General features: G+C 67.0%; 14 protein-coding genes and 1 pseudogene. 7 read left to right on the forward strand and 8 right to left on the reverse strand.

What is annotated here, in order from left to right; all coding sequences use genetic code 11:
* Positions 1-13 precede the first annotated feature (13 nt).
* Positions 14-730 (forward strand): alpha/beta fold hydrolase, encoded by a 717-nt coding sequence (locus tag KI242_RS12045; protein ID WP_011060553.1) that lies wholly within the window; start codon positions 14-16, stop codon positions 728-730.
* A 13-nt stretch (positions 731-743) separates the two neighbouring features.
* Here KI242_RS12045 and KI242_RS12050 read toward each other — a convergent pair whose 3' ends face one another.
* Both KI242_RS12050 and KI242_RS12055 read right to left on the reverse strand, forming a co-directional pair.
* Complete coding sequence (locus KI242_RS12050; RefSeq protein ID WP_011060554.1) at positions 744-1322, reverse strand: hypothetical protein; 579 nt, start codon at positions 1320-1322, stop codon at positions 744-746.
* Positions 1323-1476: 154 nt separating this feature from the next.
* Positions 1477-2262: a hypothetical protein gene (locus KI242_RS12055; protein ID WP_053157560.1), complete on the reverse strand. Its 786-nt coding sequence runs from the start codon at positions 2260-2262 to the stop codon at positions 1477-1479.
* A 421-nt stretch (positions 2263-2683) separates the two neighbouring features.
* Here KI242_RS12055 and folE point away from each other — a divergent pair.
* The 3 genes and pseudogenes from folE (at position 2684) to KI242_RS12070 (ending at position 4323) form a co-directional block, all read left to right on the forward strand.
* Positions 2684-3243 (forward strand): annotated as a pseudogene (folE, locus tag KI242_RS12060) (GTP cyclohydrolase I FolE).
* Positions 3244-3771, forward strand: coding sequence for a chalcone isomerase family protein (locus KI242_RS12065; RefSeq protein WP_212806190.1), 528 nt, complete (start codon positions 3244-3246; stop codon positions 3769-3771).
* A gap of 24 nt (positions 3772-3795) precedes the next feature.
* Positions 3796-4323 (forward strand): DUF3833 domain-containing protein, encoded by a 528-nt coding sequence (locus KI242_RS12070; RefSeq protein ID WP_011060558.1) that lies wholly within the window; start codon positions 3796-3798, stop codon positions 4321-4323.
* A gap of 18 nt (positions 4324-4341) precedes the next feature.
* On the opposite strand, the gene KI242_RS12075 is transcribed toward KI242_RS12070, so the two are convergent.
* Positions 4342-4797, reverse strand: a complete 456-nt coding sequence (locus KI242_RS12075) for a thiol-disulfide oxidoreductase DCC family protein (protein WP_187682875.1) — start codon at positions 4795-4797, stop codon at positions 4342-4344.
* Positions 4798-5005: 208 nt separating this feature from the next.
* Here KI242_RS12075 and KI242_RS12080 point away from each other — a divergent pair, with 208 nt between their 5' ends.
* Complete coding sequence (locus tag KI242_RS12080; protein WP_244868217.1) at positions 5006-6274, forward strand: Nramp family divalent metal transporter; 1269 nt, start codon at positions 5006-5008, stop codon at positions 6272-6274.
* 179 nt (positions 6275-6453) lie between these two features.
* Here the strand turns inward: KI242_RS12080 and KI242_RS12085 are convergent, their stop codons facing one another.
* Complete coding sequence (locus KI242_RS12085) at positions 6454-7398, reverse strand: LysR family transcriptional regulator (RefSeq protein WP_011060561.1); 945 nt, start codon at positions 7396-7398, stop codon at positions 6454-6456.
* A gap of 191 nt (positions 7399-7589) precedes the next feature.
* Between KI242_RS12085 and KI242_RS12090 the strand changes: the two genes are divergently transcribed.
* Positions 7590-8015, forward strand: a complete 426-nt coding sequence (locus KI242_RS12090; RefSeq protein WP_244868218.1) for a DMT family transporter — start codon at positions 7590-7592, stop codon at positions 8013-8015.
* 2 nt (positions 8016-8017) lie between these two features.
* Complete coding sequence (locus KI242_RS12095; RefSeq protein WP_041117272.1) at positions 8018-8470, forward strand: DMT family transporter; 453 nt, start codon at positions 8018-8020, stop codon at positions 8468-8470.
* A gap of 7 nt (positions 8471-8477) precedes the next feature.
* Here the strand turns inward: KI242_RS12095 and KI242_RS12100 are convergent, their stop codons facing one another.
* From KI242_RS12100 to glcD, 4 genes are read right to left on the reverse strand one after another with little or no spacing between them, the layout of a single operon-like run.
* Entirely contained in the window at positions 8478-8885 is a 408-nt protein-coding gene (locus KI242_RS12100; protein WP_011060564.1) for a heme-binding protein, read from the reverse strand.
* A 23-nt stretch (positions 8886-8908) separates the two neighbouring features.
* Positions 8909-10126 (reverse strand): glycolate oxidase subunit GlcF, encoded by a 1218-nt coding sequence (glcF, locus tag KI242_RS12105; protein ID WP_212806192.1) that lies wholly within the window; start codon positions 10124-10126, stop codon positions 8909-8911.
* A gap of 3 nt (positions 10127-10129) precedes the next feature.
* Positions 10130-11194, reverse strand: a complete 1065-nt coding sequence (gene glcE, locus KI242_RS12110; protein ID WP_212806193.1) for a glycolate oxidase subunit GlcE — start codon at positions 11192-11194, stop codon at positions 10130-10132.
* Positions 11194-12693, reverse strand: a complete 1500-nt coding sequence (gene glcD, locus KI242_RS12115) for a glycolate oxidase subunit GlcD (protein WP_210694217.1) — start codon at positions 12691-12693, stop codon at positions 11194-11196. The genes glcE and glcD overlap by 1 nt, the downstream gene beginning before the upstream one ends.
* Between the last annotated feature and the right edge of the window lie 203 nt (positions 12694-12896).

Consider the following 12896-nt stretch of genomic DNA (forward strand, 5'->3'; position numbering starts at 1 on the left):
CAAGGAGCTACACATGATCCGCTACCTGGCGCTGTTGGCGCTGCTGGCCGCGCCTTGGGTGCAGGCCGCCGATGCACTGCACGATGACCTGCCGCTCAAGTACCTGGAGCAGGCACCGGCCGAGCCGCGCAACCAGCCGCTGGTGATTTTCCTGCATGGCTACGGCAGCAACGAGGCCGACCTGTTCGGCCTTCGCCAGCGCCTGCCGGCGAGCTACACCTATGTGTCGGTGCGGGCACCGCAGACCCTGGAGGAGGGCAGCTACCAGTGGTTCCACCGCAAGGGCCAGGGCCCCTACGACGGTGTGACCAGCGAGCTGGCCAGCGGCGCCGAGCTGATCGGCCAGTTTGTCCGCGCGGCGCTGGCCAAGTACCAGACCCAGCCGGACAAGGTGGTGCTGGTGGGGTTCAGCCAGGGCGCGGTGATGGCCTATGAAGTGGGCCTGCGCCATCCGCAGTCGGTGCGGGGCATCGCCGCCTTGAGCGGGAAGATCCTGCCGGTGCTGGCAGCGCAGGTGAAGAACAACCCGAGCCTGCAGCGCCTGGGCATCTTCATCGGCCATGGCACCCTTGACCAGCGCCTGCCCTACAGCGATGCGGTGGATGCCCAGCGCTTGCTGCAGGGGTTGTCACTGCAACCGCAGTTCCATGCCTACCCGGGCCTGGGGCACAGCATCAGCGAAGCGGAGATCGACGACCTCAAGGGCTGGCTGCAGGGGCTCAACCCCTGAGCCGGCACGGGGTTTACTGACCGAGGATCTGCTTCATCAGCGCGGTGTGGCCGGCCTTGTCGGTGGCCCGGGAAATTATCTGGATCACCGCCATGCGTGTGCCGGAGCCGGCAATCAGGGTGGAGTTCAGGGTCAGGCCGCCGCCCATGGTGGCGGTGCTGTCGATCTGGCGCACGCCAAGGCCCTTGAGGGTCATGTTCTTTTCGCTTTGCTTGCTGAAATCCGGCAGCGCCGCGGCCTGTTGCGCGAGAAAGCCGCTGACCGCGTCATCGAGAAAGGCGGCGTCGTTGTCCTGGACCTTGGCCCCATGGGGAATGGTGTTCTGCGCCGCGATCACCACGGTACGGGTGGTGGCGTTGGAATACAGGGTGCCGCTGGCACCCTCGGTGCCATTGGCCTCGCTGCCGGCCGGCAGTACCGAAGCGCTGAACCCCTTGGGCAGGGTGAAGGCGAGCTTGCCGTCGAGGACTGCGACCTTCTCCCCCGAGGCCTGCCTGGCCGCGGATTTGCTGGCGGCGACCGCGTTCAGCGCGCCCAGGCCCGCCACGGCGGCGAACACCAGGACCAGGGCTTTTCTAGCGAAAGATGACATGCGCAATCTCCGGGCAGTGATCAAAGGCGCGCATCATCCCACGGCCGTTGCGGCCTGCTCCACAAGGATTTTTCAGCGCGGCTCCGATGACGGCCAGCCAAGGCTTGTAGGAGCTGGCTGGCCAGCGAAAACTTCCGCCAGCCCGTTGCAAGACTCAAGGGCCCCTGCGCCGGCCAGCCGGCTCCTGCACAGTGGCTCGCAACAGCCGCTTGCTCAGCCCCAGGACCAGCATCGACGCTGCCAGCGCCACCGCGAAGGCGAGCATGCCCAGCGGGGGCAGGGCCAGTGCCAGGGCCAGGCAGAAGGCGGCAAAGGCGTACAGGCCGGTGGTCAGGGAGCGCAGCAGGACGGTGGTGAAGGCCACGCCACGACTCTGATGGGAGAACACCGCAAGGACGCTGCCAAGCACCGGGAACACCGCGAGCATGCCGCTCCAGCGTTCGCCGACGGTGCTGGCCAACAGGGTCACGGCCAGGGTCAGCAGGGCCCCGGCGAGCATCCGGTAGGGCAGTTTGTCGGAGCGCGGCCCAGGGCTGGCGGGCAGTTCGCCCACCGGCGGAAACAGCCGTGGGGCCAGGAGCAGGGCGCTGGCGGCGCAGAGGCTGGAAAAACCCAGGGATGGCGGCACCTGGGCGATGATCGTGGCCAGCAAGGCCCACACCAGGGTCGCAATGGCCAGGGCCCCGGGCCAGGAGAAGCGCTGCGCGGCATGGGTATAGGCGACGCTGAAGGCGATCATCGCGAACACCGCCGACAGGGCCGCCACCGCGGCATGGGTGGCGAACACCTGGCCCTGCTCCAGGGCCAGGAACAGCAGGATCGGCCCCACCACCACGGGAAATCCCGCCAGCCAGCCAGCGACATTCGGGCCCCAGCGCTTGCTCGCCAGGGAGATCAACCACAGAAATCCGGGAACGGTCAGCAATTTCAACAGCAGCATGGGCGCACTCGGCGGATGAACGGTGCGCCACGCTAGCATCCAACGAAGCGATTGGCGCGTATCTGCAGGCAGGGAAGTGGTCGGGAGTGAAGTGCAGGGTCGTTTTTTCTTGTACAGATAGAAAGTATTGAATCGATTAAAGGCTTGTTTGTACAAGTATTTGGGCTTAAAACGCATTTTTCGCCGATAAAAATTGTACAAAAATTAAATTGTCGTATAGGTTTTTAAGGTGTGGGATGTGCTGATAGCTGCTCAGTTTTTCAAGGGGCGGCGCTCGCTCCCCACGCTTTTTGGGCTCCGAGGTCAGCCCGGGTGGAACCGGGGCTGGGTCAGTTAGGTGGTCGACCACCTCGGAGGCCTTTTTTCCTTGGCACGTGCAAGGAAATTGCCCGCCCTGCCAGCCTTTCGGAAGCCATGCGCCATGCACGATCCTCTCTCCCAGCACTTTCACGGCATTTTGCAGGGATTGGGTGAAGACCCGACCCGCGAGGGCTTGCGGGACACCCCGCAGCGAGCCTCAAAAGCCTTGCGTTATCTGTGCCATGGTTACGAAACCAGCCTCGAAGAACTGGTCAACGGTGCGTTGTTCAGCTCCACCAGCGACGAGATGGTGATGGTCCAGAACATCGAGTTGTATTCCCTGTGCGAGCACCATTTGCTGCCGTTCATTGGTCAGGCTCATGTGGCTTACATCCCCACCGGCAAAGTGCTGGGCCTGTCCAAGGTGGCACGGATCGTCGACATGTATGCGCGACGCCTGCAGATCCAGGAGACCCTCACGCGGCAGATTGCCGAGGCGATCCAGGAAGTGACCCGGGCGGCCGGGGTGGCGGTGGTCATCGAAGCGCGGCACATGTGCATGATGATGCGCGGGGTCGAGAAGCAGAACTCGCTGATGAACACCTCGGTAATGCTGGGGCCTTTCGCGAGTCGGCCAGCACCCGCCAGGAGTTTCTTCAGCTGTTGCGCAGGCAGCCTTGAATGAAACGCAGGCGGCGAGTGGGCGTGGCCCGGTTGCTGTGGCTGCTGGTGCTGCTCAGCGCTACGGCCAGTGCCGGTTGGCAAGAGTCGTTGCCCAATGCGCGGCTGCTGGGCAGCGGCGAGTTCAGCTGGTTCGGCTTCAAGGTCTACACCGCGCGGCTCTGGGGCACGACGTTGCCATTGACGGCCGATAGCCCCTTCGCCCTGGAACTGACCTACCGGCGCACGATCAGCCGCGACGATCTGGTGCAGACCAGCCTCGACGAGATCCAGCGCCTGTCCGGCAGCGCGGTGAGCCCGGCGCAACTCAAGGACTGGCAGGCGCAGATGCAGCGCGCCTTCGTCGATGTCGAACCGGGCCAGCGCATCACCGGGGTGTTCCTGCCCGGGCGCGGGGTGCAGTTCTTTGTCGACCAGCGCTTGCAGTACAGGGTCGAGGACGAAGCCTTCGCCCGAGCGTTTTTCGCCATCTGGCTCGACCCGCGCACGCGCAATCCGCAGTTGCGCGCACAACTGCTGGGCCAATAGCGGGCGCAGCACAGGAGATATTCCATGCTCAAGCAATACTTGCTAGTGCTGTGCCTCGGCCTGGTCGCATGCAGCGACACCGACGTCAAGCAGTACCGTGACCAGAAGCCCGAGCTGGAACTGCGGCAGTTCTTCAAGGGTCGTGTCGAGGCCTGGGGCCTGTTCCAGAAGCGCTCCGGCGAGGTGATCAAGCGTTTTCATGTGCAGATCGACAGCCGCAGCGAAGGCGAGAAATTCATCATGCACGAAGACTTCACCTACAGCGACGGCACCCGCCAGACCCGGGTCTGGACCCTGGTCCCCGCGGGGCCCGGCCTGTGGCGCGGGACCGCCGACGATGTGGTCGGCGAGGCCCGGGGTGAGGTCGCCGGCAATGCCCTGCGCTGGCGCTACGTGCTCAACCTGCCGGTGGATGGCAAGACCTACCAGGTGCACTTCGACGACTGGATGTACCTGTTGGACGAAAACACCCTGGCCAATCGTTCCTACATGACCAAGTTCGGCTTCGAGCTCGGGCAGGTGACGCTGTTCTTCCGGCGTCAGCCCGGCTGATCGGGTCGGGTCGGGGCCTCAGGACGGGTCGTCGAGAAAGCGCCCCTGGTGATCCGGGCTCGGCAGTAAACAGACGTCGAGACGGCCGAACAACCGATAGCGATTGCGCGCAATAAGGTCGTAGACCCAATCCCGCAGCGGCCGGGGAACCCCGCGCGACAGCCGCAGCCAGCGCCAGGGCGCCGGCAGTTGCGCCATCAGGCGGATAAACGCATCGGAGCGCTGGGACAGCCGGCCTTCCTCGATCAGCACCACGCTGTCGAACTGTTCGGTGGGCAGGCCGAACCAGGCCAGCAGCGCCTGGCCCTGGGGCGATTGCACCGAGGCCAGCTTGATCCGCCGCTGGCTGTCGTGGCGGATGACGAAGCGCACCGAGGCATTGCACAGCTTGCACACGCCATCGAACAGCAGCACCCGGTCGCCGGGTTGCAGGAAAGGGGGCAGAGGTTCGGGGGGCGTCGCAGTGCTGTTCACAGGGCTACCTTGGGCCAGAAAATACCCACTGCCGAAGGTTTCGGCGCAGGGCACAACCTGCGCAGCATACTCGCCTTGGCGGGGTAAATTCAGGCTTGGGTGCCCGCATTGAAACGTCTAAGCTGGGCCCCTGCGCCAATCCGCCTGGGAAATATCCGTGAAATTCAGCTTGCCGAAAATCGCCACCGCGCCCTTTTGCCCGCCGGAGGTGGCGGGTTCCGTCGCCGTCGACCCCGGCGCTCCCCTGTGGCGCCGCCTGCTGCGCTTTGCCGGCCCCGGGCTGCTGATTTCCATCGGCTACATGGACCCCGGCAACTGGGCCACGGCCATCGAGGCCGGCTCGCGCTACGGCTACAACCTGCTGTTCGTGGTGCTGCTGGCGAGCCTGGCGGGGATGGCGGTGCAGTGCCTGTGTTCCCGCCTGGGGATCGCCACCGGGCGCGACCTGGCCCAGCTCTGCCGCGAGCGCTACAGCACCCGTTCGGCGCGCACCCAGTGGCTGCTGGCAGAGGTTTCGATCATCGCCACCGACCTGGCCGAAGTGCTGGGCTGCGCCCTGGCGTTCCACCTGCTGCTGGGGGTGTCCCTGAGCACCGGGATCGTCATCACCGCCTTCGACACCCTGCTGGTGCTGGCCCTGCAGAACCGCGGCTTCCGCCGGCTGGAGGCGATCATGCTGGCGCTGGTGGCGACCATTGGCGTGTGCTTCTTCATCGAGCTGCTGCTGATCAAGCCCTACTGGCCGGACGTGGCCCGGGGCTTTGTACCCTCGCTCTCGGCCATCGGCGACGCCGCGCCGCTGTACCTGGCCATCGGCATCCTCGGCGCCACGGTCATGCCCCACAACCTCTACCTGCACACCTCCGTCGTGCAAACCCGGCTGGTGGGCAACGACCGCGCCAGCCGCGCCGACGCCATCAAGCTGGCGCGGATCGACACCATCGGCTCGCTGGCCCTGGCGCTGCTGGTGAACGCGGCGATCCTGATCCTCGCCGCCGCGGCCTTCCACAACACCGGCCACAGCGATGTGGTGGAGATCCAGGACGCCTACCACCTGCTCGACCCGCTGGTGGGCGGGGCCCTGGCCAGCGTGCTGTTCGGCGTGGCGCTGCTGGCTTCGGGGCAGAGCTCGACCTTCACCGGGACCATTGCCGGGCAAGTGATCATGGAGGGTTACCTGAACCTGCGGATTCCCTGCTGGCAGCGGCGCCTGATCACCCGTGGGCTGGCCCTGATCCCGGCGTTCATCGGCGTCTGGCTGTTGGGTGACGGCGCCGTGGGCCAGTTGCTGGTGCTGAGCCAGGTGGTGCTCAGCCTGCAACTGCCGTTCGCCCTGTACCCGCTGATCCGCATGACCAACGACCGGCGCCTGATGGGCGAGTTCGTCAACCGCTGGCCGACCCGGATCCTCGCCTGGAGCCTGTTCGCCATCATCAGCGCGGCCAATGCCTGGCTGATCCTGCAAATGGCCCTGTAGGAGCCGGCTTGCCGGCGAAGGGGCCCTTGGACTCTGCACAAGTCTTGCCGCTGCCTTCGCTGGCAAGCCAGCTCCTACGGGGCGGGTGAATGGCGTGCTCTTGTAGGAGCCGGCTTGCCGGCGAAGGGCCCCTGGATCCTGCGCAAGCCTTGCCGCCGCCTTCGCTGGCAAGCCAGCTCCTACGGGGCGGGGCGGCGGTCCCAGTAAGGCTCGGGGCCGAATTTCTCGACGAAGAAGTCGATCACCGTGCGCACTTTCACTGACAGCCGTCGGCTGCCGGGCCAGAGGGCGGCGATCTGTTGCGGTTCGAGGCTGGTGGCCACGTCGAAGTCTTCGAACAAGGCCACCAGCCGGCCCTGGTGCAGGGCTTCGCCAATCAGCCAGGAAGGGAACATCACCAGCCCCAGGCCCTGTTCGGCGGCCTGGGTCAGGGTGTCGGCGTGGTTGCCGGTCAGCGGGCCCTTGACGCTGTAGGGCGTCCAGTCTGCCCGGCCCTGGCGGAAGAACCAGCGCTGCTGGCCGGTCTCGCCCTTGTAGGCCAGGCACTGGTGCCGCTGCAGTTGCTCCGGATGCTGCGGGGTGCCGTGCCGGGCCAGGTACGCCGGGCTGGCCGCTACCCGGTAGCGCTGCGGGGCCAGCAGGCGCGCCTGCATCGAGGAGTCTTCCAGGGTGCCGATGCGAAACAGCAGGTCAGTGCCGTCCTGCAAGGGGTCGATGTAGCGGTCGGTCTGCTGGATATCCAGCTGCAGCTTCGGGTAGCGCCCGTGCAGTTCACCGAGCCAGGGCGACAGGTGGCGCTGGCCAAAGACCACCGGGGCGTTGATCCGCACCAGCCCGGCCGGCTCGTCTTGCTGTTCCTGCAACGCCTGTTCGGCTTCCTCCCACTGCGCCAGCACCCGCCGCGCGTGGTGCCCCAACAGGCGCCCGGCCTCGGTGGGGCTGACGGCGCGGGTGTGGCGGTAGAGCAACTGCTGGCCCAGGGCCTGTTCCATCAGTTGGATCTGCCGTGAAATGGACGAGGGCGCCAGCCCCTCGCGGCGCGCCACGGCAGAAAAACTGCCCTGGTCGAGCACGGCGATAAACAGGCGCAGGGCCTTGAAACCGAGGTCGTTGAAGCCGTGCATGGGTCGATCCTACTGTGCGTTTTGCGCAAAGGTGTTGTCGGCATGCTCCCATTTATCGCAAAGCTTGCGCAATCGATAATGCCGGCCATTCCTTGATGTCGAGCAGGTGTTGCATGTCCTCTGAAACGATAGAAGTACCGCTGCCCAACCCGGTGGCGAACGCTGTACCCGCTGCCGGCTGGCAGCGTCTGATGCTGTTGCCGCTGGTGATCCTGACGGGCATGGGCCTGTCGGTGGAGGCCGGTCTGCTGGGCCCGCTGGGGAGCCAGGTGGGCCATTTGTGGGCGACCCTGAGCATCTTCGGCGTGGGCACGGCGCTGCTGTTGCTGCTGCTGTTGTTCAGCGGCCCGCAGCCCGGCCCGGCCTTCAGCCAGTTGCCGCGCTGGCAGTTGCTGGGCGGGGTGCTGGGGCCGATCTACGTGGTGGTGCTGACGTTGGCCACGCCCCATATCGGCATTGCCATGACCATGATCGCGATCCTTTCCGGGCAGGTGGGCAAAAGCGTGCTGATCGACCATTTCGGCTGGTTCGGCAGCGCCCGCAAGCCGGTCAATGCCGAACGCTGGCTGGCCCTGGCGCTGATTGTGCTGGCCCTGATCCTGATTGCCCGAGGTTGAAGATGAATCTGTTTCTATTGCTGGTTGTGGTGGTGGCCGCCGGTGCGGTGCTGAGTGTGCAGGCGGCGATCAATGGCCGCCTGGGGGAAAGCGTCGGTGTGTTGCGCAGCAGCCTGCTGACCTTTGCCGTGGGTGCCCTGATCACCGGGCTGCTGATCGTGTTTTTCCAGCCGCCCCAGGCCATGAGCCTGCTGCAGGCGCCGAAATGGCAACTGACCGGCGCGTTGTTCGGCGTGGTCTACATGCTGGTGATGGTGGGGGCCGTGCCCCGGGTCGGCACTGCGGTGGCCACGGTGGCGGTGATTCTCGGGCAGTTGGGCATGGGCATGCTGATCGACAACTTCGGCTGGTTCGGCAACCCGGCCATCGAACTGTCGCCCAGCCGCCTGCTGGCGATGCTGTGCCTGACCCTGGCGCTGCTGTTCATGTACCGCAGCAGCGTGCGCCGCGCCTGAACCCGCTTCAATCGCCCTCCAGGCACGCGGCGCCAGCCAGTGCCACCTGGGCGTCTTCACCGGACTTGACCCCGGAAACCCCCACCGCGCCGACCACCTGGCCGCCGACGCGGATCGGCACGCCGCCTTCCAGGGAGGTGAGCAGCGGCGCCGAGAGAAAGGCGCTGCGCCCGCCATTGACCATGTCCTCGTAGGCCTTGGTTTCGCGCCGGCCGAGGGCCGCGGTGCGGGCCTTTTCGGTGGCGATATAGGCACTGATCGGCGCGCAGCCGTCGAGGCGTTCCAGGGCCAGGGGATGGCCGCCGTCGTCGACCACGGCGATGCTCACCGCCCACCGGTGGCGCTGGGCCTCGGCGCGGGCGGCGGCGAGGATGCGGCGGGCTTCGTCTTGACCCAGTACGGCTTTGTGCTGCATGGCGAGCTCCAGGGGCGTGAGGTTCAGGGCAGGGCGGCTTCCAGCACTTCGATCCAGTGCCGTACCGGGGTCCGGCCGGCGCCGTCGAGGTGGCTCTGGCAGCCGATATTGGCGGTGGCAATGAGGTCCGGCTGGCCGCTTTCCAGGGCCTGCAGCTTGTCGTTCCGCAGTTGCCGCGCCAGCGCCGGCTGGGTCAGCGAATAGGTGCCCGCCGAACCGCAGCACAGGTGGCTGTCGGGCACCGCGGTGAGGTGAAAACCCAGGCGTTGCAGCAGGCGTTCCACGGCGCCGCCGAGCTTCTGCGCGTGCTGCAGGGTGCAGGGGCAGTGGAAGGCCAGGCGCTGGTCGCTGTGGGCGCCGAGCTGTTCCAGGGGTTCGTCCCGCAGCACTTCCACCAGGTCCCGGGCCAGGGCACTGACGCGCTGGGCCTTGCTGCGGTAGGCCGGGTCATGGGCCAGCAGGTGCTGGTAATCCTTGATGAAGGCGCCGCAGCCGCTGGCGGTCTGGACGATGGCTTCGGCCCCCAGTTGCAGGTGCGGCCACCAGGCGTCGATATTGCGCCGGGCGCGCTGCAGACCGGCTTGCTGGGCATCCAGGTGATAGTCCACCGCGCCGCAGCAGCCGGCCTCGCTGACCGGTTGCACGCTGATGCCCAGGCGATCCAGGACCCGCGCTGCGGCGGCGTTGGTATTGGGTGACAGCCCCGGCTGCACGCAGCCTTCGAGCAGCAGCACGCGCCGTGCATGGCGCAGGGGCGGACGCGGTTTGGCGCTGGGCACCTGGCGCGGCAGCTTGTCCTGCAGGGCCTGGGGCAGCAGCGGGCGCAGGCGGCTGCCGCCATGGATCAGGGCCTTGAACAGCTGCGGGTTGGCGCTCAGCGCCCGCAGGCCGCGGCGCAACAATTGCTGGCCGGCGGGCCGGGGCAGGGCGGCATCCACCGCGGCGCGGCCGATGTCCAGCAGGTTGTGGTAGTCGACCCCGGAAGGGCAGGTGCTTTCGCAGTTGCGGCACGACAGGCAGCGGTCCAGGTGCTGCTGCGTCTGGGCGGTGGCCGGGGCGCCTTCGAGCACCTGCTTGATCAGGTAGATGCGCCCCCGCGGGCCGTCCAGCTCATCGCCCTGCAACTGGTAGGTGGGGCAGGTGGCGTTGCAGAAGCCGCAATGCACGCAACTGCGCAGGATGCGCTCGGCTTCGGCGGCCCGGGGCAGTTGCCGGGCCTCGGGGCTGAGGGTGGTCTGCATGGTCTAGAGCTCCACGTAGAGTCGGCCGGGGTTGAAGATCCCTTGCGGGTCCAGCTGGGTCTTGAGGCGCTGGTGGTAGTGCAGCAGGGTCGGCGCCAGGGGCTGGAACGGGCTGTCCAGCAGGCCGTGGCTGTAGCAGCTGGCGTGGCCGCCAACGGCGCTGACGACGGCGCGGATGTCGGCGGCCGTGGCATCGGTCTTCAGCCAGCGCTGGGCGCCGCCCCAGTCCAGCAGTTGTTCGCCGGGCAGGGGCAGCAGCGGGGTGTTGTGCGGCACCGACAGGCGCCACAGCGGCAGGCCGGGGTTGAAGAAGTCCAGTTGCTGCTCGTTGAGCTGGCTCCAGTAGCCCGGGTCCAGGGGCTCGCCGCCGAGCCGGTCATGGGCCGCCGCCACCGAGCCTTCACCGCCCTCCAGGCGCAGGTGCAGGCGTTCGCCGTCATGGCAGGCGGCGCTGATGGGCAAGGGCTGCTGGCCCCATTCGGCAAGCTGGGCGAGGGCCCGCTGGCGGTCCATTTCCAGGCTCAGGCTCAGGCATTGCCGGGGCTTGGGCAGGACCTTCAGCGAGACCTCGGTGACCAGCCCCAGGCAGCCGTAGCTGCCGGCCATCAGCCGTGACAGGTCATAGCCGGCGACGTTCTTCATCACCTCGCCGCCAAACCGCAGGTGTTGGCCGCTGCCGCTGATGACCCGGGTGCCGAGGACGAAATCGCGCACCGCCCCGGCCCAGGGCCGGCGCGGCCCGGACAGGCCGCTGGCGAGCATGCCGCCCAGGGTCGCGCCCGTGCCGAAGGACGGCGGTTCGCAGGGCAGCATCTGCCCGGCGGCGTCCAGGGTGGCGTGCAGCTCGGCGAGCGGCGTACCGGCCCGGGCGCTGATCACCAGCTCCGTGGGGTCGTAGCTGACGATGCCGCGATGGCTGCGGGTATCGAGTATTTCCCCGGCACTCTCGCGGCCGAGAAAGGCCTTGCTGTTGGAACCCTGGATGCGCAGCGCGGTGTTGCTCGCCAAGGCATCGCGCACCTGTTCCAGCAAGGTCTCGGCGGCGTCGAAATCGCTGGCCACGTTCATCAGAATCGCTCCAGTTCGGGGAAGGGCAGTTGCCCGTGGTGGATGTGCATGGCGCCAAATTCGGCGCAGCGGTGCAGGGTCGGGATGTTCTTCCCCGGGTTGAGCAGGCCGCTGGGGTCGAAGGTCGCCTTGATGGCGTGGAACAGGGTCAGCTCGTGGTGGTTGAACTGGGCGCACATCTGGTTGATTTTCTCCCGGCCCACCCCGTGTTCGCCGGTGATGCTGCCGCCCACTGCCACGCACAGTTCGAGGATCTTGCCCCCCAGGGCCTCGGCCCGCTCAAGCTCGCCGGGCTGGTTGGCGTCGAACAGGATCAAGGGGTGCATGTTGCCGTCGCCGGCATGAAACACGTTGGCCACCCGCAGCTGGTGTTCGTCGGCCAGGCGGGCGATGCCCCGCAGCACCCCCGGCAGCTCGCGGCGGGGGATGGTGCCGTCCATGCAGTAGTAGTCCGGGGACAAGCGCCCCACCGCCGGGAAGGCGTTCTTGCGCCCGGCCCAGAAACGCACGCGCTCGGCCTCGTCCCGGGCCAGGCGCACCTCGCTGGCGCCGGCCCGTTCCAGCACCTGGCGCACCCGCTCGCAATCGTCGTGGACATCGGCTTCCACGCCGTCCAGCTCGCACAGCAGGATGGCCTCGGCGTCCACCGGGTAGCCGGCATGGATGAAGTCCTCGGCGGCGCGGATCGCCAGGTTGTCCATCATCTCCAGGCCGCCGGGGATGATGCCCGCGGCAATGATGTCGGCCACGGCGCGGCCGGCGGCTTCCACTGAGTCGAAGGCCGCCAGCAGCACCTTGGCGATCTGCGGCTTGGGCAGCAGCTTGACCGTGACTTCGGTGATCACCCCCAGCAGGCCTTCGGAGCCGGTGAACAGCGCCAGCAGGTCGAAGCCCGGCGCGTCCAGGGCCTCGCTGCCCAGGGTCAGGGGCTGGCCTTCGACGCTGAGCATCTGGACCTTGAGCAGGTTGTGCACGGTCAGGCCGTATTTCAGGCAATGCACGCCGCCGGCGTTTTCCGCGACATTGCCACCAATCGAACAGGCGATCTGCGAAGAGGGGTCGGGGGCGTAGTACAGGCCCCAAGGCGCGGCGGCCTGGGAGATCGCCAGGTTGCGCACCCCGGGCTGGAGCCGGGCGCAACGGGCGGCGGGGTCGATCTGGAGGATTTCCTTGAAGCGCGCCATCACCAGCAGCAGGCCCTTTTCCAGGGGCAGGGCGCCACCGGACAGGCCCGTGCCGGCGCCCCGGGCCACCACCGGCACCCGGTGGGCGTGGCAGATCTGCAGGATGCGCTGCACCTGGTCCAGGTGCCGGGGCAGGGCCACCAGCATCGGCGTGCTGCGGTAGGCGCTCAGGCCATCGCATTCGTAGGGTTTGAGCTGTTGCTCCTGGTCCAGCAGCTCCAGCTCCGGTAGCTGCTGGCGCAGGGCCTGGATCAGGGCCTGGCGGTCGACGTCGGGCAGGGCGCCATCGAGGCGTTCGTCGTAGAGAATCGTCATGGCGGCTAAGGACCTTGTGTGGTTTTTATCAGGTCGCGAATGCTGTACGGCTGCCTTGCATGATTGGCCCGGCGGGCTTTAGTGTCCATGTGCGTTGGCAGTGGTCGAACCACTTTGTTTTCCAGGGCAGGCCGGGGTTTTTCCAAAAGATCAGTTTTTTCAAACGCTTGGCGGGCACGCAGGAATAGCCGGACAAATGGCAC

Origin of the sequence: Pseudomonas sp. Eqa60, assembly GCF_018326405.1 — a bacterium.
Classification (GTDB): Bacteria; Pseudomonadota; Gammaproteobacteria; order Pseudomonadales; family Pseudomonadaceae; genus Aquipseudomonas; species Aquipseudomonas protegens.

Coding starts and splice junctions, on each gene's coding strand:
- KI242_RS12045 (WP_011060553.1), top strand. CDS start 14: ATGATCCGCTACCTGGCGCTGTTGGCGCTGCTGGCCGCGCCTTGGGTG.
- KI242_RS12050 (WP_011060554.1), bottom strand. CDS start 1,322: ATGTCATCTTTCGCTAGAAAAGCCCTGGTCCTGGTGTTCGCCGCCGTG.
- KI242_RS12055 (WP_053157560.1), bottom strand. CDS start 2,262: ATGCTGCTGTTGAAATTGCTGACCGTTCCCGGATTTCTGTGGTTGATC.
- KI242_RS12065 (WP_212806190.1), top strand. CDS start 3,244: ATGAAACGCAGGCGGCGAGTGGGCGTGGCCCGGTTGCTGTGGCTGCTG.
- KI242_RS12070 (WP_011060558.1), top strand. CDS start 3,796: ATGCTCAAGCAATACTTGCTAGTGCTGTGCCTCGGCCTGGTCGCATGC.
- KI242_RS12085 (WP_011060561.1), bottom strand. CDS start 7,398: ATGCACGGCTTCAACGACCTCGGTTTCAAGGCCCTGCGCCTGTTTATC.
- KI242_RS12090 (WP_244868218.1), top strand. CDS start 7,590: ATGCTGTTGCCGCTGGTGATCCTGACGGGCATGGGCCTGTCGGTGGAG.
- KI242_RS12095 (WP_041117272.1), top strand. CDS start 8,018: ATGAATCTGTTTCTATTGCTGGTTGTGGTGGTGGCCGCCGGTGCGGTG.
- KI242_RS12100 (WP_011060564.1), bottom strand. CDS start 8,885: ATGCAGCACAAAGCCGTACTGGGTCAAGACGAAGCCCGCCGCATCCTC.
- glcF (WP_212806192.1), bottom strand. CDS start 10,126: ATGCAGACCACCCTCAGCCCCGAGGCCCGGCAACTGCCCCGGGCCGCC.
- glcE (WP_212806193.1), bottom strand. CDS start 11,194: ATGAACGTGGCCAGCGATTTCGACGCCGCCGAGACCTTGCTGGAACAG.
- glcD (WP_210694217.1), bottom strand. CDS start 12,693: ATGACGATTCTCTACGACGAACGCCTCGATGGCGCCCTGCCCGACGTC.